The following is a 22,892-nucleotide window of genomic DNA, read 5'->3' as shown; positions in this document are numbered from 1 at the left end:
TCATTGTTTCTGTAAGTCCAATGCGGCCTTTAAGGCTTTGGCGAGATCGACTGTTGCGCCAATCCCCCAATAATGCAGAAAAATGATTCTCGGATTTTCCATCGTCATATGGTTGTGAATCGCGACGATATTGATTCCCGCGCCGCGCAAAGCCTTCAATACGGGCTGCACTTCGGATTCGAGCATGGCAAAATCGCCGTCAACCAACGCCTTTTCATCGCTCCCGATAAAAGCGGCCCAGGTATTCACGCCCATCGCGTTACCCATTTCGTGACCGCCCATTTGAGTGGTCCGGCCAATGGTAATCTTATAAACGCCGTCGTTCATTTTTCCAGTTTTACCCATGATTTCTTCGATGTTCTTGGGGTCGAGAGATGTCTTTGAGGGATCAATTTCAAGATAAGGCTTTTCGCCTTTGCCGCCGCTTGTCTCTCTGATTTTTTCAAAAACCTTTCCGACCGCTTGGGCTAAAGCTTCCGTATCCCGCATTCCGCCAATATGCATGAACATTATTTTCGGAGAATCCCAAAAGAAATGATTGTGGAGCGCCGTAACCTCCAAACCATTTTCAAGCGCAACGCTCATGACCGGGTTGACCTGGTCTTCGGTCATCACCATGTCGCCCATCATCATGGTATGATCGCCCATCAGCTTGAAAGCAGCCCAGGCGGTAAGTCCCATTGGTGGAGTTATTTTGGCCCCGGCCGCATTAACTTCTAAATCTTTACGAGGAAAGCTGACTTTGAAGACTTGCTCCTTTTCGTCGTAAGCGCCTTTGGCACCCGTCAGCTCTTCGATTCGCTTAAAGGTCTCCTGCTGAGAGGCTTGAGGGATGTCGGCGGCAAAAGAGCCGGTGTGGATTAATAAAAAACAAGCAAAGAATGAGCATAAAAAAGAATTTGTTTTATTCATGTCCCCACCTCCAAGCTTCGGATTAAATAAAAAGGCGTTGTGAGATTATACCCACACAACGCCTTTTGCAAAACTCCCCCTGTTGGACGCGTTTCGGAACCCTACTCACGCCCTGAAAATTGAGTTTTCGTCGGTCCGTATCCTCTTGGAAAGTGCCCGAATTAGCTTGGCCGCCTAAAAACTCCCTGTCTCGCCCACCTTCTTAAATCGTGCATGGATGAGATCGTGGGCTTTCTTGAGTTCTGAAGCGCGGGCCTGTGCAAATTAAAGAGATTCGGGATTATTTTTTCTTTTCTCTTCATACATCATTTGATCACTTTGATGAAGCAGCTTACGCAGATCGATTGTGTCGTCTGAGTTGCAGCAGGCGACGCCGACACTAAGCTCGATGGGGTAAGCCTCCCGGGAATTTCGGTTGTACGCTTCTATATTTTTCTTTAACCGGCCTTTTGCTAAATCCAGATTTTCCTTCCCGCAATCCACCATCGCCACCGCAAATTCGTCTCCGCCGATTCTGGCGATAATATCCGATTCGCGAAAACTCTTCTTCAAGATCCGCGCAATTTCCACGAGCGTTTGATCCCCCTTTGCATGGCCGAAGGTATCATTAATCCGTTTCAAATGATCCACATCTGAAAATATAAAAAAACTGTCCTTTTTCTGCCGCTTGGCAATCTTTAATTGCTGCTCCACAAGGACGATAAAACCACGCTGATTGTAAAGTCCCGTAAGGTTGTCTTGCATTGCGGCGACTTCAAACATATCTGAGCTTGCTTTATAGGAATCTCTGGAGACTTCCATCTCCCGCCCGTCCTCTTTTTGTTTCTCGACGACTTTTTGAAGATCGTCGATCCGCAGCTGTAAAGCCGCTATTTTACCTATCGGATAAGCACTGGGATGCCGGATCACGGCGTGTTTCATTTTCTCTGCAGAAAACTTGATGAATACGTAATCCTCACTGAGCACGATTTCTCCAACCCTGCCCGAAACAACCCCCGTAACCCGTTCGATGATCCGCTCCGCATGATAACCATTGACGATCTTGGCCCATTTGTCCTTAACGGTCTTGAGCTCTTTGCTGGACTGTATGGTTTCGCAACGCCCGTTGATTTTAAAGCTTACGAGATTTCTTTCGTCCATAAAAGCCAGAGAGACTTTCTTGGTCGAGCAAATGTTCGCATAGCTTTGTGATGACTTGAAATCAACGTAAAAGATGTGGTTGGGCTCCGTGATATCGATAAGCAATCTTGGCGCGCAATTGGGCTGGCCGGTTTCGTCACAAGTCGCCACGTAGATGGTCTTGAGCTGCCTTCGATGTTCAATAAATGGTTTGAATCTTTCCTTAAAATTCACAGATGCCCTTTCTTTATAAATCGAAGCACAATAGGAGTCTACGCCTCATTCGATGAGAGAGCTAGCGGAACCTATAAGCCCTATAGAAAGCGAAACAGGCACTTCTTCCAACCTAAAAGGGTTTCTTCGCTGAAGGGCCGGGTTCAAATAAAAAAGCCAGCACCCTCATGGGCACTGGCTTTTTTAATGCCTCCCCGTCCAGGACGACTTTCGCAACTGGGCACTATCTAGCGCCATGGACTTTCAAAGTCTTGATGGAAACTATTTCTCGATCTTCGGGAGGTCGATTGTAAAGACGCATCCTTTTCCCGGGATATTATGCGCCGTCAGTTTGCCGCGATTTAATTCGATGGCTTTACGACTGAGGGAGAGCCCCAAACCTAAACCGGATTTATCCTCTCCTTTTTGGACGAAAGGATCGAATAACTCCTCCACATTATCTTCTTCCTGCCAGCCCCCACATTCGTCTTCTACTTCAATCAAGATGCGCCCCGCCGATTCTTTGCCGCGTACGAAGACACGCCCATTTCTCTTTGTGAATTTCATGGCATTGTTCACCAAATTCGAGAGCGCGGAAAAAACCAGATGGCGGTCAGCGGTTAATTCAATGGAAGGATCGATATGAAATTCCAAATGGATTTTTTTAGTCTCATACATGATCATCGTAACGGCTTCTATCTCGCTTATAATATCAATAAGACGGATTTGTTCTGCTTCCAATGGGGCTTTCGTCCGCAAACGAATTTCAGTGAGCGAAACATCCAGGATGTGGCGCATGCGCTTGAGCGCCCCCCTCAACACATCGCTGGTTTTGCCCGCGCTTGCCACTCGCCCCGATTGAATCAAATCAGAAGAGATCGATGCTGCCGCAAGCGAATTCCCCAGTTCATGAATGAGGGAGCCTAGGCGTTCAGATTCGCTTCGGGCGACATTTTCGCTTTGTGTTTTCTCAAATTCGGTTACAGCCTCGGCGATGGCGCAATCAAGGGCAAGGTTAAGAGTTTGAAACTCGAGAGGAGTGATTTGATACGATTTAGCTTGGACAAATTCTGTGATGGATTGGCAAACAGCGCCGTAAGCATGAACAACTTGGGAGATTGTGTAGCCAAGCCGCAACGACTCTTTTCCATGCACGGCAGCTTCGCCATCCTGTTTAATGAGGTCGATAAAGGCCAGGGAACCGGCGCGTTTTAATACCTCGATGAGCTCATCATAGAAGAAAGGCAGCCCTCGTTCTAACAGGGTTGAAGTTGGCTTGGACTCTCCCGCGGCAAGCACCTTGTCTCTACATAGCTGAATAATCTCATTTTTATTTTGGGTTAAAAAATCAGACAGAATCATGGACGTCGATTTCATACCACCCCCCATACCTTCTCTATAACTTCGCCGATCGAGCTGTCAGGTTAAACCTTATCGGATACAATAACTATGGGGTATTGACCCCACCTCCGGTCCATGGGCTGAATACCCCATATTGCGCGGCCTTGAATTGAATTATCATTGAAGCCATGAGACAAAAAGCAATGGGACAACGATTTGGGAACAAAGAGGTTACGGCGGCGCAACAGCAGGTCCCGGTAAAAAAGGTGATCTGGACCAATGTCATTTTTTTCTTCATCACGACCCTTTTAGGGACGCTTGGAACTTGCCTCTATCTTCTCCGTTTTGGCATTTCAGTCTCGGAGCTTTTGCTCTTTTTGTTTTACATGGCGGTTACGAGCACCAGCATCACCCTGGGTTACCACCGGCTCTTTGCCCACTGCACTTTTAAAGCCCATGCCCTTGTCCGTTTTCTCGTGCTCTTTTTCGGGGCCGCCGCTTTCGAGCAATCCGCCCTCCGCTGGGCCTCGCAGCACCGCGATCATCACCGCTTAGTCGACTCCGAGCTTGACCCCTACAGCATTAAAAAAGGGTTCTTTTACGCGCACATTGGATGGCTCATTTTTTGGCAGCATCCCCTCCATTATGAGAATGCAAGAGACCTGCGAAAAAGCCGGCTTCTCGCGCATCAGCATCGTTATTACACGGCATGGTCAATCACGGCGGGGATTCTCACTCCCCTCGTCGTTGGCGCGCTTACAGGGCATCTGCTTGGAGCCTTCCTCTTAAGCGTCTGCACCCGGCTTACCTTGGTCTACCACGCCACCTTCTGCATCAATTCGGTTTGCCATAAGTTTGGGAAAGCCACCTACGACATTTATTCTTCGGCGAAGGACCACTGGCTGGCGGCCTTGATCACAAATGGAGAGGGCTATCATAATTATCACCATCATTTCCCGGGAGATTACCGGAATGGCGTGCGCTGGTACCAATGGGACCCAACCAAATGGATAATTGCTCTACTCTCCGGGCTGGGGCTTGCGTGGGATTTAAGAAAGATGTCCAAGTTCCGTATTATTGCCGCCCAACTGGCCGCCGAAAAACAAAGTCTTGAAGACCGGCTTCTCGAAAGACTCGAAAATCCGGGCGCCTTGACTTTCCGAGAAATGCTTCAGGCTCAATATGAAAAACTCAAGCAAACCCTGGGCGATTGGGAGCATGCCGCCAGGGATTATCAGCAGATTCTCTGTCAGCGCATTGCACGGCATTCCAATGCAACGAAGGAAGCCGCTGTTAGAAGCCTAGAGGCCCGCCGCCGATTTCATCAAATGCTCACCCAGTGGAAATCGGTGTACTTGCAGCTTCAGGCCGCCTAAGCAGCATTTCATTACCCATGGACGGATCAAAGTAACTATTCGATAATAGTGAAGGGAATCCGATGAACGATCCTAGGAACGATAAACTCAAACAAGAGATCCACCGGCGCAAGATCGCGGAGGCCGCGCTTAAAAAAAATAAGCAGCACTATAACCAAGTGCTGGGCGAGTCGCGCGAGATGCAAAAGCGTTTGCGGCGCCTGTCTCATCAGATCCTGCTCGCGCAGGAGGAAGAACGGAGGCAGATCAGCCGCGAGCTTCACGATGAAATCGCTCAGACCCTGGCCGGAATCAATGTCCATCTGGGCGGGTTAAAAAAAGAAGCTGCAACCAACACGAAGGGCCTCAAGAAAAAAATAGTCCATACGCAGCGCCTTGTAGAAAATTCGGTGAACATTGTGCACCGGTTCGCCCGGGAATTGCGCCCAACGATCTTGGACGACCTGGGGCTTATTCCGGCTTTGACTTCCTACATAAAAGACTTCACAAAAAGAACTCGCATTCCCGTCCGCTTTACGGTCTTTCGCGGTGTGGAAAGATTAAGCGGCTCCAAGCGTACGATGCTTTATCGAGTGGCCCAATCGGCGCTCACGAATGTCGCGCAGCATGCGAAAGCAAGCAAAGCGAGCTTGAGCATCCTGAAACTGCGGAATTCCATTCGCATGGAAATAAAAGACAATGGCAAATCTTTTCGAGTGGACCGCGTGCTTTTCGCCAAAAGGCACAAAAGATTAGGCGTCATCGGGATGCGGGAACGGGTAGAAATGGTTAATGGCAGCTTTACGATCGAGTCCACGGCCGGCAAAGGCACTTTGGTCCGGGTGGAGATTCCTTTCATCAACGGAGCAAGACGAAGCAATGGCAAATCGAATCACCGTCCTCCTGGCTGAGGACCATAAAATTCTCCGGCAAGGGCTTCGGATGCTGCTCGAGGCTGAAGGCGATATCGAAGTGGTCGGTGAGGCGCAAACCGGCCGCCAGGCCGTGCAGCTCGCCAAGGCGCTTCGTCCTGCGGTAATTGTGATGGATATCGCGATGCCGCTTTTGAACGGATTTGAAGCCACGCGGCAAATCCTGAAGTCTATGCCAGCGGCACGAATCATCATTCTCTCCGCGTATAGTGACGAAGAATACGTCAAGCGGGTGCTGTTACTCGGCGCCTCAGGATATATCATCAAGCAGACTTCTTACGAGGTTTTGTCGAAAGCCATCCGGGAAGTCCAAAAGGGAAATCGATTTTTCAGCCCCTCCATCGCCAAACGATTGCCCGAACTTTATCAGAAACTGCGCCGCCGGGAAGCTCTTCCTCGAGGGAAAAAGATCAGCCTAAGCTCGCGCGAGGTCGAGGTGCTTCAATTAATTGCCGAAGGGAACGCCAACAAGCAGATCGCCGCGGAACTTGATATCAGCATCAAAACGGTTGAAAAACACCGGCAGCATCTCATGGAAAAGTTAAACATCCATGACACCGCGGGCCTGACCCGCTATGCCATTGCCGCGGGAATCATTGAAAGCAGCATCCACAAAACCCCAGAATAGAGAAAACAAATGCGCCGTCGGGCAAACGCCGCTTTCAGTCTATCTATTTTCTTGCATCAAAAAAAACTCGTTAATACGCTCGACGACCTGATCAGCATCATCACCGCAAACTTCGATTTCCATCTTTGACTTCCACGCAGCTCCCAGCGTGAGAAGACCAAGGATGCTTTTACCGTCAGCAACGAGCTTTCCTTTTCGAATTTTAATAGAAGAACGAAATCTGAGGGCAAGCTGCACGAACCGCGCGATAATGCGGAGGTGAAATCCGAGGTGGGCCGGCATAACGAGTTCCATTGTCCGCATCTTAGAGCCGCCTTGTTGGACTGCTGCCATAGCAATCACCTCCCCCCCTATAAATTCAGCATACTCCTCAATAGGGGGGTTGTCCATGAACAGTATTTCGCGGGATTCCCCGCTTCTGAACAGAAAGAGAGGAAAAAATGCCCCTTAAATTGAAAAGCGCTTATGAAACTTATGAACCGGCTGATGGCGAAAGATATCTCGTGGAAACTTTGTGGCCGGAGGGAATGGATGCTTATACGCTCGCGCCTTATACTTGGATGCATGAGCTCGCGCCCTCTTATGAGTTGAAGGAAATGAGAATTTGGAAACATTGGACTCATGATCGATTTCTAGAGGAATACGAGAAGGAGCTTCGAGAGCCGGACCGGAGGGCGTGTTTTGAAAAAATGGCCCATAAGGCAAAGACCGGAATTGTGACGCTTCTGCACCATAGCAGAAAAAAAGAATGGGAGATCGGGCCCGAACATACTACTGCTTATGACCTCAGAGAATTTCTTCGAAAAGAATCAGCCCCCCAAAGCGTCAAAGACTAAAAAAAAGGCCGCAGCGATTGGACTCGAAGCGGCCTTTTCTTATAAAACTCCCCCTGTTGGACGCGTTTCGCAACCTTTCCGAAGCCTTAAAAATTGAACTTTCTTCGATCCGTATCCTCTTGGAAAGCGCCCAAATCAGCTTAGTCGCCTAAAAGTTTCCCGTTTCGGCCACTTTCTTAAAGCGGGTATGAATGAGATCGCGGACCTTGCGGAACTCCTTTCGGACTTCTTCGGTAATCGTCTTCTCATGCGGCGGGTCAGGAAATGCCCAATGGAGTTGGGTGCTATTCCCCGGGAAAATAGGACAGGACTCCTTGGCATTATCACAAACAGTTATGACATAGTGAAAATGCTGCCCCAACAACTCGCTGACGCTCTTAGAACGTTGGCCGGATATATCAATACCAAGTTCGCGCATGACCTCAATGGCTATTTTGTTGACTGTGGAAGGCTTGGTTCCAGCACTGAAAACCTCGAATTTATCTGCTCCATAATGCCTCAATATCCCTTCAGCCATTTGAGAACGGCAGGAATTTCCAGTACATAGGATAAGCACTTTTGTTTTCATTTGTTCAAAGCCCCTAAAAGGCTGGCGGCAATAATCCCGCCTATCATCTGACTCGTCCAATAAAACCAGATTTCGCTAAACGGAATGCGTTTCGTTATCGCGAAAGCAAGAGTAACCGCCGGATTAAAATGCGCTCCCGATATATGGCCTACCGCGATAATCATCAGAGAAACCATGAGACCCCACGCGAGAGGAATACAAAAAGCCGGGACAATATGCTTTTCGGAAAGCATAATACTTCCGGCGCCAACGAAGATGAGAGCAAACGCGCCTCCCATCTCCGCCAGGGCTTTTGAAACCATGTTCATTAGCAGCACCCTCCATTGCAACAATCCATTGGAACCCCTCCTTCCATATCTGCTTATGCAGATGTATTTTGACCAAAAAATTTTACTTACAACAGGCTACCAGACAGCTTTTGCTTCTATTAAATTCCCGCAGGTCTTCTTTCAGCTCTTCGCAGTCATTTTGGGCTAATTTCAAAGCCTCAAAAACGCCCTGAATTGTTTTCCCGCTCGGCTTAGCTAAACGGTAATACATCCAAAGACCCTGCTTGCGCGCTTCAACTAATCCCGATTTCCGGAGATAGCCAAGATGGCGCGACACCTTGGATTGAGGTTCTTTAAGAACGCTCATCACGTCGCATACGCATAGCTCTCCTTCTTGAAGGAGGTTCATGATTCTAAGCCGCGTAGGATCGGCAATGGCAGCCAGCGCGATTTGCAAATTGGTCAGTTTCATGACCAAACTATATCTGCTTATGCAGATACTGTCAAGGCATGAAAAAGCCCTGCGGGAAAACTCCCGCAGGGCTTATAAACTCCCCCGCCTGGGCTCGAACCAGGGACAAAGTGATTAACAGTCACTTGCTCTACCAACTGAGCTACAGGGGAATGTCTTTTATTCCCGCACGCGGAACGGAAACTATCGGCTCCGCCAGCGCAGTCCAGCGTCATCAACGCGGGACAGGGAAAAATCGTTACAACTGCTTACCCGGCAAGGACCGGGGATAATTCCTTAAAAACGGCCCATTATTATAAAAAATGGGGCATTCCGGGTCAATGAATCATTCGGGTGTTTTTAGGCGGATTCGGACTCGGCGGACGGGTGGGCAACGGCCGCGGGCTGGTGCTGGGCGATGAGGATTTCGCGCGGCTTGGCGCCCTGGGTGGGGCCGATAATGCCTTCGGCTTCCATCTGGTCGATGATGCGGGCCGCGCGCGTGTAGCCGAGGCGCAGGCGGCGCTGCAGGTTCGAGGTCGAGGCCTGCCCTGTTTCCAGGACCACGGCCACGGCTTCGTCGAACAGTTCGTCTTTTTCTCCGCCGCCTTCGAGGGAAGACTTGCCCTCCTGCGCGGTCGCGATTTCCGGATGATATTCGGGCTTGGCCTGGTTCGACCAGAAATCCACCACCCCGTTGATTTCTTCGTCCACGACGAGCGGGGCCTGGCCGCGCGTGGGCTTTTCGTCGCCGGGCTTCATGAAAAGCATGTCGCCCCTGCCGAGCAATTTATCCGCGCCGTTCGCATCCAGCACCGTGCGAGAATCGACCTTTGATGCGACCTTAAACGAAATGCGCGCGGGAAAGTTGGCCTTGATCACGCCCGTGATGACGTCCACCGAAGGGCGCTGCGTCGCAAGGATCAAATGAATGCCGACAGCGCGCGCAAGCTGGGCGAGGCGCGCAATCGCGGGCTCGACCTTGTCGGCCGCGGTCAGCATGAGGTCGGCGAGCTCGTCAATGATCACGACGATGTACGGCAGCTTCGCGGGAATCACGTTCTCGGACTCTTCCTTGCCCTGGATTGCCTGCAGAGCCTCTTCGCTCATGGGGCGGGCATTAAACGTCTGGATGTTGCGCACGCCGCAGGTCGCCAGCAGCTTGTAACGGTTTTCCATTTCATTCACGACCCAGTTGAGCGTGTGCGCGGCTTTTTTCACGTTCGTGACCACCGGCGTCAGCATGTGCGGAATCTTGTTGTAGACCGCGAGCTCCACCATTTTCGGATCGATCATGACGAGCTTAAGCTGCTCGGGCGTGGAATTATAAAGAAGGCCGGTGATGATGGAGTTCACGCAAACGGTCTTGCCGCTGCCCGTCGTCCCCGCGATCAGGATGTGCGGCATGACGGACAGGTCCGCGATGAGGGTCTTGCCGCTTGTGTCTTTGCCGAGCACCAGCGGAAGCTCCGCTTTCTTCGCGCGAAAATGCGCGGAATCGATCAGCTCGCGCAGGCTGACCACGCTGGAAACGAGGTTCGGGACTTCCACGCCCACGGCAGATTTCCCGGGGATCGGAACAATGAGGCGGATGCTGCGCGCCTTCAAGGCGAGCGCCAGGTCGTCCTGCAGCGCCGTGATGGAATTGACTTTGACGCCTGGCGCGGGGAGAAGCTCATAGCGCGTGATGACCGGGCCCTGTTCGACTTCCACGACTTTGACTTCAATGCCAAAGCGCATGAGCGTCTCTTCGAGGAGCCTGGAATTGCCCTGAAGGTCATCGTTCTTCGCCTGGCCGGCGGACGGGCGCTTCAAGAGTTCGATGGACGGAAACTTGTATTCGGCCGCGGCCTTGGAACCGACCACGCCTTCGTGGCGGTTTTCGGATTCTTCCTTGGGCTTGGACGGCGCGGCAGGAAGAGCGGCCGCGGGAGCGGAAAGCGGCGCGGCCGGCTGCTGCTTTTTCGCCGCGGGCGCTTCGATGTCTTTTTCTTTGGATTTCTTTGACTTGTCTTCGGCCTGAGCGTCTTCCTCGGGCACGTCCGGCTGGTAGCGTTTCACTTTCATTTCGATCGGCGGCAGTTTCGGCGCGGGCGGCTCTTTTTCCTTCGCGGCGGCGGGAGCCTTGGCGGCTTTCGCAGCCGGAGCGGACTTAGCCGCGGCCGACGCCGGTTTGAACGCATGCGTCAGATCGGAAATCTCTTCTTTGATCTCGCTGATTTTTTCCGCGGAGAAATGGATCGTGGCGCGGCCCTTCTGGAAAATCTTTTTGACCACGGGATAAATCAGGAAGTCTGTCGCCAGAAGCAGCGACAGCAGGAGACACGAACCCGCGACGATGTAGCTGCCGACCGGACCGAAATATTTTAGGAGATGGCTGCCCGCGAGATAGCCGATGGCGCCGCCCTCGTCAAAGCGCGCCTCGGCCGCCACGGAAATCGCGACGAGCGTTGCCGTGGAAAAAAGCGCGATGGCCAGGCCCAGGAATTTGAAGACTTTGCGCTCGGGGACTTTCTGGAGGAAGAAGCACCCCGACCACAGCAGGAAAAGCATGGGAATGAGATAAGCGCTGATGCCGAACGTGATGACGAGGCCGAACGCGGCGTACGCGCCGATGACGCCCGTGTAATTCTGGATCGGGGCAAAGGGATGCGAGGTATAAAACGGGATGTCTTTAGGCTCGAAAGAAAGCAGGCTCGCGAGCGTAAAAAGCCCCAGCAAAAGGAAAAAGACTCCCCAGATTTCGTTGATTCGCTCTTTTCGCATGTCGAGTGAAGCCGGATTTGCCTAAGTTGTGGCGTTACAGAAAGTTAATGGCCGGTATGGCCGAAGCCGCCGCTGCCGCGAGCGGTAGTGCTTAAATTATCGGCAACAACCAGCTTGGCCTTGATGACTTCCGCCATCACCATTTGGGCGATGCGCATGCCGCGGGTGACCGTGAAGGTTTCCTGCCCCAGATTGATGGCAATGACCTTGATTTCACCGCGGTAATCGGCGTCGATCGTGCCCGGGGAGTTGAGCAGGGTAACGCCATGCTTGATGGCAAGCCCGCTGCGAGGGCGGACCTGGGCCTCGGTTCCTTGAGGCAGGGAAATGGAAATCCCGGTGGGGATCAGGGCGCGCTCGCCGGGACGCAGGACAATGTCCGCGTCGCAAGCGGCCAGTAAATCCAGCCCGCTGGAACCCGCGGTCTGGTACTGAGGAAGCTCCAGCCCCTCGAAATGGGGCTGGAGCTTAATCTGGACTTCGTATTCCTTCATGTCTTAACGGCGCGAACGGCTGCGATCGCGGCCGCCGCCCCTGCTGCGTTCCGACGGCGGGCTGATCGTATCGCGCTCAGCGCCCTCGGGAAGCTTGGGCCAGCCGCCTTCTTTCGCCTGCTTGATGCTCAGGCTGATCTTGCCGTTTTCAACGCCGACGACTTTCACGGGAACGACGTCGCCGACACGAAGGTACTCGGTCACGTCTTTCACGAAACCGTCCGCGACTTCGGAGACGTGGCAGAGCCCGTCCTGGCCGGGAAGAATTTCGCAGAAGGCGCCGAAAGCCATGAGCTTGCGGACCGTGCCCTGATAGATGGCGCCGACTTCGGCTTCGGCCGTAATCTCACGCACACGCTGCGCGGCGAGTTCGGCGGCCTTGGCTTCGGTCGATGCGATCATGACAAGACCGCTGTCGTCGATTTCAACCTTGGCGCCGGTTTCATCGCAAATCCCGCGGATGACTTTGCCGCCGGGGCCGATGAGCGCGCCGATTTTCTCGGGATTGATCTGGATCGTGGTGATGCGCGGAGCGAATTCGGAAATCTCCGTGCGCGGCTGCTTGATCGTCTGGGCAATGATGTCCAGGATCTTGAAGCGCGCTTTCTTCGCGTGATCAAACGCTTCGAGCATGATCTCTTCCGAGATGCCCGCGATCTTGAGGTCCATCTGCAGCGCGGTCAGGCCCTTGGCCGTTCCGGCGGCTTTGAAGTCCATGTCGCCGAGGTGGTCTTCGATGCCGGCGATGTCCGTCAGGACCTTAAAACGTTTTTCGTCCGTGATCAGGCCGATCGCCATGCCGGCAACCGGGGCCTTCAGCGGCACGCCCGCATCCATGAGCGCCAGCGTCCCGCCGCAAACCGTGGCCATGGAGCTGGAACCGTTGGATTCGAGAATGTCGGAGACAAGGCGGACAACGTACGGAAAATCTTCGCTCGTGGGAACGACGGGCTTCAGCGCGCGTTCGGCCAAAGCGCCGTGGCCGATTTCGCGGCGTCCGGTGCCGCCGGTGCGGCCCGTTTCGCCGACAGAAGACGGCGGGAAATTGTAGTGAAGCATGAAACGCTTCTTCACTTCGCCTTCCAGCGCTTCGATCCTCTGCTCGTCGTCGCCCGTACCGAGCGTCGTGACGCAGAGCGCCTGGGTCTGGCCGCGCGTAAACACCGCGGAGCCATGCGTGCGAGGAAGTACTCCCACGTCGCAGGTCACTTCGCGGATGTCGTAAGCGCCGCGGCCGTCGACTCGCTTGCCTTCGCCGAGGATGAGCACGTCGCGGACATATTCCTTTTCGAGCTTTTCAAAAGCGGTCTTCACGGGCTTTTCGTCGAACTCTTCTTCGCCCGCGGGCTTGAGCTGGGCCAGGACCTTGTCCTTGTAAAGCGACTGCACCGCGGCTTCGCGCCCTTCCTTGGAGCCTGCGGAGAAAGCCTGCTTGAAGGCCTGGTGCGACGCGATGGCGGCCACTTTCTTCTTCACTTCGTCGCAAACCTGCGGCTTCACGAACTCACGCTTGGGCTTGTTCACCTTTTTGCCGAGCTCGCTCTGAAGGTCGCAGAGCTTTTTGATTTCGTCATGGCCGAACTTGAGCGCCTTGATCATCTGCTCTTCGGGGACTTCGTTCGCACCGGCTTCGATCATGATGATCTTCTGCTTGTTACCGGCCACGACGAGGTCGAGGTCGCTCTGTTCCATGTCGCCCATCGGCGGGTTGATGACAAGCTGGCCGCCGATCAGGCCCACGCGGACCGCGCTGATGGGGTCTGTGAACGGCACGTCGGAGACGATGAGCGCCGCGGAGGCCGCATTGATCGCGAGGACGTCCGGATCATTTTCCCCGTCGAATGAAAGCACGTTCACGAGGATCTGGGTTTCATTGTAATAATCCTTGCCGAACGCCGAACGGATCGGACGGTCGATGAGGCGTGAGGTCAGGGTTTCTTTTTCCGTGGGGCGCCCTTCGCGCTTGAAGTAGCCGCCGGGAATCTTGCCCGCGGCATAAAGCTTTTCACGGTAATCCACGGTGAGCGGGAAAAAATCCTTTTCAGGATCCACTTCCCTTTCGGAAACGGCCGTGGCCATGACGACGGTGCCGCCATGCTGCACGGTCACGGCGCCGTGGGCCTGCTTGGCCCATTTGCCGGTTTCGATAATGAAGTCACTATTAGAAAGGGGACGAGAGACTCTTTCGATTGCCATATGATTATCCTTGATTCCGAGTAGTTTGAGAGGGACTGTTATTTCCTGAGTTCAAGGCGGGTAATGATGTCCTTATAACGCTCAGGATTTTCGTTGCGAACATACGTCAAAAGCTTTTTCCTGCGGCTGACCATCTTGATAAGGCCGTACCGGGAATGGTGGTCTTTCGCATTTGCCGTAAAATGCTGTTCCAGCGAATTGATGCGCTCGGTGAGGAGGGCAATCTGAACCTCGGCGGAGCCGGTGTCGGTCTTGGATTTCTGATACTTCGTCACAACTTTCTTTTTATTCTCTTTCGTCAATGCCATAACGATCTTCTCTAACTCCTTGTCTCATTTTCTTTTGTGTCTATTTTTGACCCATCAATATAGTCAATTTGTCCTGATTTGTAAAGACTTTCTTTTGAAACGCCGGGGAACGTCTGTTACCTGCCGGAAAGTTTGCGGAAACAGCTGCGGGCTTTCTGAATATCGGTCGCAATCTGCTTTTTTAAAGCCTCCGGCCCCTTAAAAGCCTTTTCTTCCCGGATCCTCGGATAAAAAGCGATCTCAAAGCTCCGGCCGTAGATCTTCTTCCGGAAATCCAGGATGAAGACTTCCGGCACGGCCCGCCTTCCCTGCTCGAACGTCGGACGGTACCCGTAATTCAGGATGCCTTTCAGCCACGGCCCTTTGCGCACCCGGACCTCCTGCGCCCTGGACCTTCCGGCGCCGGAAAAGCGCAGCGTGATTTCCCGCAGCCGCACCGGATACACTCCAAAAGGCGGCAGGATCTCGCTCGAGACCTCGAAATTGGCCGTGGGAAACCCGAGCTTCGTTCCCCGCCCGGCCCCATGAACCACTTTGCCGAACACGCTGAACGGCCGGCCGTATTTTCTTTCGACCTTTGCCAGCCTGCCTTCGCGGACCAGCTCCCGGATCGCGGTGCTGGAAACAAGGCCCCCGGCTTTTTTGACCGGCTCGAGTTCGCCGAAACGAAACCCGGACTCCTGGGCCAGTTTCGCCATCAGGTGCGCGTCGCCCTTGCGGTCCTTGCCGAAGCGGGCGTTGTAACCGAGATAAACTTCCCGCACGCCCAGCTTCCGCACGAGAACGTCACGGACAAACGCCTCGGGCTCCATGCGGGAAAGCGCCGGCGTAAAATCCAGCAGAAAGCAGATGTCCACACCCGCTTCGCTCAAAAGGAAGATCTTGTGCTCGGGCGACGTGAGCAGCGGCGGCTTCGAGCTCGGATGCAGCACGTGCTGCGGATGCTCCCGGAACGTGAACACCGCGGCGCGCCCATTCTGCCGGCGCGCGCTCTTGATCACGCGGTCGAGCAGTTTCTGATGCCCGAGGTGCAGCCCGTCAAAATTTCCGATGGCGAGAATCAGCGGCTTCCTGGGATCGGGGACAAACGCGGCAATGTCATTGAGAATAAGCATACGTCTTGAGCGTGCTCATGGGCAGGACTTTCGCGGCAAAATCCTGCGGCGTCAGGTTCCGAAGCTCGTCGATCGTCGTGCTTTTGGAAACGTCGAACTGCCCGCTGCGCAGGCGGCGCAATTCGGCCAGCGTTCCCAGGCAGCCAAGGCTTTGGCCGAAATCGTTGACAAGCGTGCGAACGTACGTGCCCTTGGAAACCTGGACGAGAAAAGGAACGAACTTCCCTTCCCTTTTGCGGATCTGGAACGTGTGCACCATGACGGGCCGCCCCTCGCGCGGGACTTCCTGTCCCTGCCGCGCAAGTTTATAGAGCCGCACCCCCTTGTGCTTGAGCGCGGAAACCATGGGCGGCACCTGGATAATCTCGCCGGTAAATTCTTTGGCCTTGTCGAGGAGCGCCTGGTCGGAAATCTCGCCGACTTCGCATTCCTTGATCACCTTGCCGAGCCTGTCGTGCGAATCGGTCTGAACGCCCAGTTCCATCACGCCTTCATATTCCTTGTCGCAGCCGGTAAACACGATCGACTGCTTGGTGGCCTTGCCGAGCAGGATGACAAGAAGCCCGGTCGCAAGCGGATCGAGCGTGCCCGCGTGCCCGACTTTCTTCACGTGGAATCTCTTGCGGATGAAGGCGCACACATCATGCGAGGTCCAGTCGCGCGGCTTGTCGACGAGAATAATGCCGTTCACGAGCGCTTCCTGCTTGAAGTTCATGAGAAGTGGAATTCCTTTCGCAGGGTTTCGACGATGCGGCGCTCCGCCTCTTTCATGGGCGCGTGGATCGTACAGCCCGCGGCCTTCTTGTGTCCGCCGCCGTTGAAATGCGTCGCGACTTTGTTGACGTCGTACGGCCCTTTGGCCCGGAACGAAACCCGGATGGCCTTGTCGTTTTTCCCGCTGCCGAGCTCGCTCATGAAAAACGCGACTTTCACGGGCTTAATGTAACGGAGAAAATCGATGAAGCCTTCCGCGTCTTCATGCGTGGCACCGGATTCTTTCAGGTCTTCGCGCTTCATTCCGACCCAGCCGATGCTGCCGCCGCCGGCCGTGCGCACGCGCCCGAGAAGCCGGCTGTAGAGCTTCATCGTGCTCAGCGAATACGTGCCGTGAAGGTCGTCGTTGATCTTCTCGATGTTGATGCCGGTCGCGATGAGCCGCGCCGCGACTTCGTGTGAACGCGCGGTCGTGTTGCTGTATTTGAAGGAACCGGTGTCAGTCGCAAGACCCACGTACAAATTCTTCGCGGTCTCTTTGTTGATCGGGACCTTCAGCTCTTCATAGATATCATAGACCACTTCCGCGGTGGCCGCGGCGTCCGGACGGATGTAGTTAAAATGGCCGAAGTTGGAATTGCTGATGTGATGGTCGATGTTGAAAATCACCGTGGACGGCCGCAGAACCGACTTCACACTGCCGATTCTCGGAAGCGTGGGACAGTCGGTCAGGACCATGGCTTCGAATTCGGGGCGGCTTTTCAGGTGCCGCACTTCCTGCCAGCCTTTATTCGAAAGGCAGGACAGGCGTTCCGGGAAAGAGTCCTGGCAGACCAGCATGGTTTTTTTGCCGAGCTTCTGGAGCAGCGTCTGCATGGCCAGCATGCTTCCGATCGCGTCGCCTTCGGGAATCACGTGGCAGGAAAGAAGGAACCGGTCGTATTTCTTCAACGCGGCGGCGAGAGGTTTCAATCCGTCTTTACGCTTCACTCGGGTCCTGGCTTTCCGACGGTTCTCCGTCTTCTGTGTCGTCTGTCGACTTGATCTGTTTCAGAATGCCGTCGATTTCCATGCCCTTTTCAAGCGACTCGTCCAGCTTGAATACGAGCTTCGGGGTGTTTCTCAGCTTGATCGCGCCGGACACTTCCCGCTGCAGGAATCCCGCGGCCCGCTCCAGCGCGGTCTGCGAATTCTTTTTGGCCTCCGGCGTGCCGAGCACGCTGAAATAAACGCAGGCCGAACGCAGGTCCGGCGCCACGTCCACGTGCGTAATCGTGACAAAGCCCAAACGCGGGTCTTTGATTTTCGTCAGGACGAGCTGGCTGAGTTCCATCTGCATGAGATGGGCCACACGGTCCGTGCGCTTGCCTTGCATTCCAATCTCCTGAAAAAAATTTGCTCCCGGACTGTGGAAGGGATAACTCTTGAGGAACTGCTACCGGAGCTTCGTGGCCGTCTTCTCAATACGGTAGGATTCTATGATGTCGCCTTCACGGATGTCGTCGAACCCGTTCAGCGAAATACCGCACTCAAAGCCTTCGTTCACGTCCCGGACGTCGTCCTTGAAACGCTTCAATGCCGCGATCTTCCCTTCGAAAACAACGATGTGGTCCCGGATCACCCGCACGGGATTGTTTCTCGCCACTTTTCCTTTGATGACCATGCCGCCGCCGATGTTGCCGACCTTCGAGGACTTGAAGAGCTTGCGCAGCTCAATTTGGCCTTCGATCACTTCTTCCAGCGTCGGCGCGAGGAGTCCTTCCATGGCCAGCCTGATGTTCTCCACGGCTTCGTAAATGATGTGGTAATAATGGATGTCCACGCCTTCTTTTTTGCTGAGCTGATCGGCCTTGGGATCGGTCTTCACGTGAAAGGCGATGATGATGGCGTCGGACGCCGCGGCCAGCATGACGTCGGATTCGTTGATGCCGCCGACGCCGCCGTGAATGACGCGCACACGGCACTGGTCGTTGCTGGCTTTCTCCAACGACTGCGTGAGCGCTTCCACCGAGCCCTGCACGTCGGCCTTGATGATGAGTTTCAGCTCGCGGAAATTGCCTTCGGAAATTCTCTGGTAAAGGGTCTCGAGCGAAAGGTGCTTGGAGGCGCTGCTTTCGCGCTCGCGCTTTTCGAGCAGGCGGCGTTCGTTGATCTGGCGTGCCTTCTTTTCGTCTTCGACGACCATGAAAGGTTCACCGGCTTCCGGAACGCCGTTCAAACCGCTGAGCTGCACGGCAAACGACGGGCCCGCGTCTTTCACGGTCTTGCCCTGGTCGGTTTTCAGCGAACGCACGCGGCCGATCTGCGTGCCGCAGAGCACGGTATCACCGATTTTCAGCGTGCCGCGCTGCACGATCACGGTTGCTACCGGGCCGGAGCCTTTGGAAAGACGCGCTTCGATCACGGTGCCCGACGCGGGCGCGCTGGGATTGGCCTTGAGTTCCAGCACTTCGGTTTCGAGAAGCAGCATTTCGAGAAGCTGGTCGAGGCCTTTGCCGGTTTTCGCGGAGACTTTCACGCAAATGGTTTTGCCGCCCCATTCTTCGGGAACGAGGTCACGCTTCTGCAATTCGCCCAAAACTTTTTCCGGGTTCGCCGCGGGAAGGTCGCATTTGTTGATCGCGACGACGATTGGGCATCCGGCTTCGCGCGCATGGTCAATGGCTTCGACGGTCTGAGGCATGATGCCGTCGTCGGCCGCTACGACGAGCACGACCACGTCGGTCACATTCGCGCCGCGGGCGCGCATGGCCGTGAAGGCTTCATGGCCCGGAGTATCCAGAAACGTGACAAAGCCTTTGCCAGGAATCGAAACGTTGTAAGCGCCGATGTGCTGCGTGATGGCGCCGTGCTCCCCCGCCGCGACCTTCGTCTTGCGGATGGCGTCGAGCAAGCTTGTTTTACCGTGGTCGACGTGGCCCATCATGGTCACCACCGGCGGGCGGGGTTTGAGGTTTTCCGGCTTTTCCACCGCGGCCTTTTTGACTTCTTCCTCTTCTTCTTTCACGGGCTCGATGGGGATCTCGACTTTTTCCGCCACCGCCATGCCGATCTCGTCGTTCAAAAGCTGGTTCACGTTGGCGAAGATGCCGATTTCCATGAGCGCCTTGATCATCTGCGGAATCCTGATGTTCAAGAGCGCCGCCAGGTTTCCCACCGTGATCGGAAAGCGGACTTTCACCGCGGCTTTTTCCGCGGGCGCGCCCGGCGCGGCCGGTTCGGCTTCAGGCTCTTCTTCCGCCGCGGCGTCAACGGGCGCGGCTTCGGGCTCGGCTTCTTTCGGCTTGGCTTTCGCGGACTTGGCCGGGGCCTTTTCGCCTTCTTCTTTTTTGCCTTTGGCAGGGCCGATCTTGCCCTGGATAAGCATGAGAAGATTCACGTCCACGACAGCCATGTGGCTGCTGACGTCGCCGCCGAGCTCGCGGATGCGGGCCATCAGGTCCTTGCTCGACATTCCCAGTTCTTTGGCGAGTTCGTGAACGCGCATGGTTTACGGCTTCTCCGTGCCTTCGGGTTTCCCGGGGTTCTCAGGATTTTCTTCGGTCTTGGGCGCTTCCGCGTTTTCGGGACTTTCCGCACCCTCTGCGCTTTCGGCGCTTTCGCTTTCCGGAGTTTCTTCACCGACTTCGGGAAGCACGGTGCGGGAAGAAGGCGCCGGAGGACCATCGCCCTTTTCCAGGATGACGCGGTGCGCCGCGATGATGATTTTCTCGGCGGTCTTTTCGCCGATGCCGGGGAGCTTCTGCAAATCTTCGGCCGTGATCTTGAGAATGTCCTTGATGGACTGGATGCCGGCCGCCTTCAGGATTTCTTCGGTCTTTTCGCCGATGCCTTCGAGCGACGAAAGCGGGATCTTCTGGTGCACGCTGCGCACATCGAGGTTCCAGCCGAGCAGCTTCGACGCAAGGCGCACGTTCTGGCCCTTCTTGCCGATCGCAAGCGAAAGCTGGTCGTCTTCGACGAGCACTTCGGCGGACTTCTCGGCGCGGTTCAGTTTAATCTCGGCGATCTCGGCCGGCGCCATGGAATTACGGATGTAGGACTCGATTTCATCGCTATAGCGGATGATGTCGATCTTTTCGCCGCCGAGCTCGCGCACGATGTTCTTCACGCGCTGGCCGCGGACACCGACGCAGGAACCCACGCAGTCGATTTTGTCGTCATTGGAGAACACGGCGATCTTGGTCCTGGAGCCGGCTTCGCGCGCGGCGCCCTTGATCTGCACGATGCCGTCATGAATTTCCGGCACTTCGAGCTCGAACAGGCGGCGCACAAGTCCTTCATGCGCGCGCGACAAAATGATCTCCGGGCCCTTCGGCGTCTTCTTCACTTCGAGCACGTAGGCGCGGATCAGGTTGCCCTGGCGGAATTCGTCGACCGGCGACTGTTCGCGCGCGGGGAGAATGCCTTCCGACTTTCCAAAGTCCACGAAAATGGCCTTCTTCTCGATCTGATGCACGGTGCCGGAAACAATGTCGCCCATCTTCTGCGTGTAATCTTCGAAAATGGTGTCGCGCTCGGCTTCGCGGATCTTCTGAATGATGACCTGCTTGGCGGTCTGCGCGGCAATACGGCCGAAATTCGCGTCCTGAATATCCCGGCCCTGATGCATGAGCCGGATCTTATAAGTCATCGGATCGATCTGAATTTCGACGTCCTCGATGTGGGGATAAGTCTTGCGGCACGCGGAAAGAAGCGCCTGCTTGAGCGCCTCGAGAAGGACTTCGCGGCTGACGCCCTTCTCTTTTTCGATATATTCTAATGAAGTTAAAAGGTCCTGATTCACGTGAACTCTCCTGAAAATAAAAAAGTGGGCTGAAAAATCTGCCCACTTCTGTGCCTGCACTACTCTGAATTGGGTCCCTATTATAACAAAAAACCCCGGGGTGTCAATGCCAGGGCATCGATCATGAATGATATTTTAAGTTATATATTGATATTTAAAATTTCTGATAAGCTTTAAAATTTATTCGGAGCGTCCCGTCCTTGCTTCCTCGTTCGCACAATATTATCGGCGCTATTGTATGTTGCGCGGGCACGGCTATTTAGACCGTTCGGGGCATACTTTTTTCAGGGAAAATCAGAAAAACCGCTGGTAAAACCCGCTTTTATTGATTAAGCTATACAGAATTCTTCGCCCTCCGTCGAAATACCTAGGTAACTTCCACGGAAAAAATTACGTCAATTCCTAAAGAAAGAAGGCCAAATCTTGTCCCCTGATCTCTTAGAAGCACCTGTCGCCGCACCCCAAACTCGTCCTTTGGCCAAAAAGACGTTTCGGGAAATGCTGGCCAATATCAAAATCATTCCGGCTTTCTTCATTATAGGCGTGCACATCGGCGCCTTGGCGGCCTTCTTTACCCCGTTCCGGTGGGACGCAGTTCTGCTTTGCGTCGTACTTCACTGGGTGACCGGCGGTCTGGGCATTACCCTGACGTACCACCGCCTCTTGACCCATCGCAGCTTTGAAGTTCCGAAGCCTCTGGAATATGTTCTTTCGGCCATTGCCTCGCTTGCCTGCCAGGGCGGCCCGGTTTCCTGGGTGGCGGCTCACCGCCTCCATCACACGCGCTCCGACATGGAAGGCGATCCGCACAGCCCGCTTCAGGGTTTTTTCTGGGCGCACATGGGCTGGTGCATGAACAAAAGCAAGGACATCGATAATTTCGCCCTCTATTCCAAGCACGCTCCGGACCTGGCCAAAGACAAAGGCCTTGTGTTCCTTGACCGCATCCACATTCTCTGGACCTTCCTTCTCGCCGCCGGCCTGTATGCCTGGGGCGGATGGCCCTATGTGATCTGGGGCGTTTTCGTGCGCCTGGTCCTGGTTTATCACTCCACCTGGCTCGTGAATTCCGCAGCCCATGTGTGGGGCTACAAGACCTACGACAGCAAAGATGATTCGAGAAACCTCTGGTGGGTTGCCCTGATCACCTACGGTGAAGGCTGGCACAACAACCATCACGCTTTTCAACACTCCGCGCGCCACGGCCTCAAGTGGTGGGAATTTGATTCCACTTATCTCGCGATCCAGATCCTCGAAAAGCTGGGGCTGGCGAAAGCGATCAAGCTTCCTTCGCAGGATCTTCTGAACAAGAAGATTATGGCGGCGTAAACTTCTTCTCTTCCTGATTTAAATCACACACGAATCCTTTCAAGGGATTCGTGTGTTTATTTAAAAGCCGCCGCATTTCTACGTGATCTCGCTCTTAACGTACGGGAATCGGCGCCTCCAGCCTCATAAGCGCCCTCCAGATTTGCTTCTCGCAAATCTTCCGGGCATTTCTGGGGCGCTCACCTTCTCGCGCCCATCGCCAAGCGTGCGCGACTTATTCGTCGCGCGGCGATTGGTCGGCCACTCGACCCTTTCGAAGGAAGTCGCTGCTCCCATAAGGTCGCAGCTCCGTCGATCAAGGGCAAAAGGGTCTCTCTTCGATTCCCGCTGACCGCTCATCCTGCATTCGTGAGGCATTTCGCGAAACAAATTTCATGAGAGTGCGTGAAAGCGGTGGGGATATTGGAGCGGGCAGCGGGAATCGAACCCGCATGACCAGCTTGGAAGGCTGGGACATTACCATTATGCTATGCCCGCGTAAGAAGAAGTAGAGCGGTGAGGCGGTGTATTATAGAAGCTGCGTTCCGGCGTGTCAAAGCAACAAAGGCCGGGGGATAGCG

The 22,892-nt window shown here is 54.5% G+C and carries 22 protein-coding genes and 2 tRNA genes; 5 read left to right on the top strand and 19 right to left on the bottom strand.

What is annotated here, in order from left to right:
- The 3 genes from VL688_02600 to VL688_02590 form a co-directional block, all read right to left on the bottom strand.
- On the bottom strand, positions 1-912 hold the full coding sequence (locus VL688_02600; GenBank protein HTL46934.1) for a DUF1259 domain-containing protein: 912 nt from the start codon (positions 910-912) through the stop codon (positions 1-3).
- Between the two features lie 264 nt (positions 913-1,176).
- Entirely contained in the window at positions 1,177-2,265 is a 1,089-nt protein-coding gene (locus VL688_02595; GenBank protein ID HTL46933.1) for a diguanylate cyclase, read from the bottom strand.
- A 261-nt stretch (positions 2,266-2,526) separates the two neighbouring features.
- On the bottom strand, positions 2,527-3,621 hold the full coding sequence (locus tag VL688_02590) for a HAMP domain-containing sensor histidine kinase (protein HTL46932.1): 1,095 nt from the start codon (positions 3,619-3,621) through the stop codon (positions 2,527-2,529).
- Positions 3,622-3,773: 152 nt separating this feature from the next.
- On the opposite strand from VL688_02590, the gene VL688_02585 reads away from it, so the two are divergent.
- From VL688_02585 to VL688_02575, 3 genes are all read left to right on the top strand, one after another.
- A complete protein-coding gene (locus VL688_02585; GenBank protein ID HTL46931.1) occupies positions 3,774-4,961 on the top strand; it encodes a fatty acid desaturase in 1,188 nt (395 codons plus the stop codon).
- 158 nt (positions 4,962-5,119) lie between these two features.
- On the top strand, positions 5,120-5,851 hold the full coding sequence (locus VL688_02580; protein ID HTL46930.1) for a sensor histidine kinase: 732 nt from the start codon (positions 5,120-5,122) through the stop codon (positions 5,849-5,851).
- Between the two features lie 31 nt (positions 5,852-5,882).
- Positions 5,883-6,500: a response regulator transcription factor gene (locus VL688_02575; GenBank protein HTL46929.1), complete on the top strand. Its 618-nt coding sequence runs from the start codon at positions 5,883-5,885 to the stop codon at positions 6,498-6,500.
- A gap of 39 nt (positions 6,501-6,539) precedes the next feature.
- Here the strand turns inward: VL688_02575 and VL688_02570 are convergent, their stop codons facing one another.
- Positions 6,540-6,833 carry an HPr family phosphocarrier protein gene (locus VL688_02570; GenBank protein HTL46928.1) on the bottom strand — a complete coding sequence of 98 codons (294 nt, stop codon included), beginning with the start codon at positions 6,831-6,833 and terminating at the stop codon, positions 6,540-6,542.
- 107 nt (positions 6,834-6,940) lie between these two features.
- Between VL688_02570 and VL688_02565 the strand changes: the two genes are divergently transcribed.
- Complete coding sequence (locus VL688_02565) at positions 6,941-7,336, top strand: DUF488 family protein (GenBank protein ID HTL46927.1); 396 nt, start codon at positions 6,941-6,943, stop codon at positions 7,334-7,336.
- Between the two features lie 148 nt (positions 7,337-7,484).
- Here the strand turns inward: VL688_02565 and VL688_02560 are convergent, their stop codons facing one another.
- The 14 genes from VL688_02560 to nusA form a co-directional block, all read right to left on the bottom strand.
- Positions 7,485-7,904, bottom strand: a complete 420-nt coding sequence (locus tag VL688_02560) for an arsenate reductase ArsC (GenBank protein ID HTL46926.1) — start codon at positions 7,902-7,904, stop codon at positions 7,485-7,487.
- Entirely contained in the window at positions 7,901-8,212 is a 312-nt protein-coding gene (locus VL688_02555; protein HTL46925.1) for an aquaporin, read from the bottom strand. Before VL688_02555 ends, VL688_02560 begins: the two co-directional genes overlap by 4 nt.
- Before the next feature lie 82 nt (positions 8,213-8,294).
- A complete protein-coding gene (locus tag VL688_02550) occupies positions 8,295-8,645 on the bottom strand; it encodes a metalloregulator ArsR/SmtB family transcription factor (protein ID HTL46924.1) in 351 nt (116 codons plus the stop codon).
- 79 nt (positions 8,646-8,724) lie between these two features.
- Positions 8,725-8,797: transfer RNA gene (locus tag VL688_02545), tRNA-Asn, on the bottom strand.
- Between the two features lie 187 nt (positions 8,798-8,984).
- On the bottom strand, positions 8,985-11,390 hold the full coding sequence (locus tag VL688_02540) for a DNA translocase FtsK 4TM domain-containing protein (GenBank protein ID HTL46923.1): 2,406 nt from the start codon (positions 11,388-11,390) through the stop codon (positions 8,985-8,987).
- 44 nt (positions 11,391-11,434) lie between these two features.
- Entirely contained in the window at positions 11,435-11,884 is a 450-nt protein-coding gene (dut, locus tag VL688_02535; GenBank protein ID HTL46922.1) for a dUTP diphosphatase, read from the bottom strand.
- A gap of 3 nt (positions 11,885-11,887) precedes the next feature.
- Positions 11,888-14,080 carry a polyribonucleotide nucleotidyltransferase gene (pnp, locus tag VL688_02530; protein ID HTL46921.1) on the bottom strand — a complete coding sequence of 731 codons (2,193 nt, stop codon included), beginning with the start codon at positions 14,078-14,080 and terminating at the stop codon, positions 11,888-11,890.
- Between the two features lie 38 nt (positions 14,081-14,118).
- Positions 14,119-14,388 (bottom strand): 30S ribosomal protein S15, encoded by a 270-nt coding sequence (gene rpsO, locus VL688_02525; GenBank protein ID HTL46920.1) that lies wholly within the window; start codon positions 14,386-14,388, stop codon positions 14,119-14,121.
- Between the two features lie 116 nt (positions 14,389-14,504).
- On the bottom strand, positions 14,505-15,503 hold the full coding sequence (gene ribF, locus VL688_02520) for a riboflavin biosynthesis protein RibF (GenBank protein ID HTL46919.1): 999 nt from the start codon (positions 15,501-15,503) through the stop codon (positions 14,505-14,507).
- Positions 15,487-16,218, bottom strand: a complete 732-nt coding sequence (gene truB / locus VL688_02515; protein HTL46918.1) for a tRNA pseudouridine(55) synthase TruB — start codon at positions 16,216-16,218, stop codon at positions 15,487-15,489. The genes ribF and truB overlap by 17 nt, the downstream gene beginning before the upstream one ends.
- The gene (locus tag VL688_02510; GenBank protein HTL46917.1) at positions 16,215-17,207 is read right to left on the bottom strand and encodes a bifunctional oligoribonuclease/PAP phosphatase NrnA; all 993 of its coding nucleotides are present in this window, start codon (positions 17,205-17,207) and stop codon (positions 16,215-16,217) included. The genes truB and VL688_02510 overlap by 4 nt, the downstream gene beginning before the upstream one ends.
- Positions 17,197-17,592, bottom strand: coding sequence for a 30S ribosome-binding factor RbfA (gene rbfA / locus VL688_02505; GenBank protein ID HTL46916.1), 396 nt, complete (start codon positions 17,590-17,592; stop codon positions 17,197-17,199). Before rbfA ends, VL688_02510 begins: the two co-directional genes overlap by 11 nt.
- Before the next feature lie 60 nt (positions 17,593-17,652).
- Positions 17,653-19,704: a translation initiation factor IF-2 gene (infB, locus tag VL688_02500; protein ID HTL46915.1), complete on the bottom strand. Its 2,052-nt coding sequence runs from the start codon at positions 19,702-19,704 to the stop codon at positions 17,653-17,655.
- Between the two features lie 3 nt (positions 19,705-19,707).
- Positions 19,708-21,003: a transcription termination factor NusA gene (gene nusA, locus VL688_02495; protein ID HTL46914.1), complete on the bottom strand. Its 1,296-nt coding sequence runs from the start codon at positions 21,001-21,003 to the stop codon at positions 19,708-19,710.
- Between the two features lie 498 nt (positions 21,004-21,501).
- On the opposite strand from nusA, the gene VL688_02490 reads away from it, so the two are divergent.
- Entirely contained in the window at positions 21,502-22,332 is an 831-nt protein-coding gene (locus VL688_02490; protein ID HTL46913.1) for a fatty acid desaturase, read from the top strand.
- 403 nt (positions 22,333-22,735) lie between these two features.
- On the opposite strand, the gene VL688_02485 is transcribed toward VL688_02490, so the two are convergent.
- Positions 22,736-22,809: transfer RNA gene (locus tag VL688_02485), tRNA-Gly, on the bottom strand.
- Positions 22,810-22,892 lie beyond the last annotated feature (83 nt).

It is taken from the genome of Verrucomicrobiia bacterium (assembly GCA_035495615.1).
Lineage (GTDB): Bacteria > Omnitrophota > Omnitrophia > Omnitrophales > Aquincolibacteriaceae > DATJFP01.
Note: the sequence above shows the minus strand (reverse complement) of the source record. Positions and strands in the feature narration are given on the sequence as shown.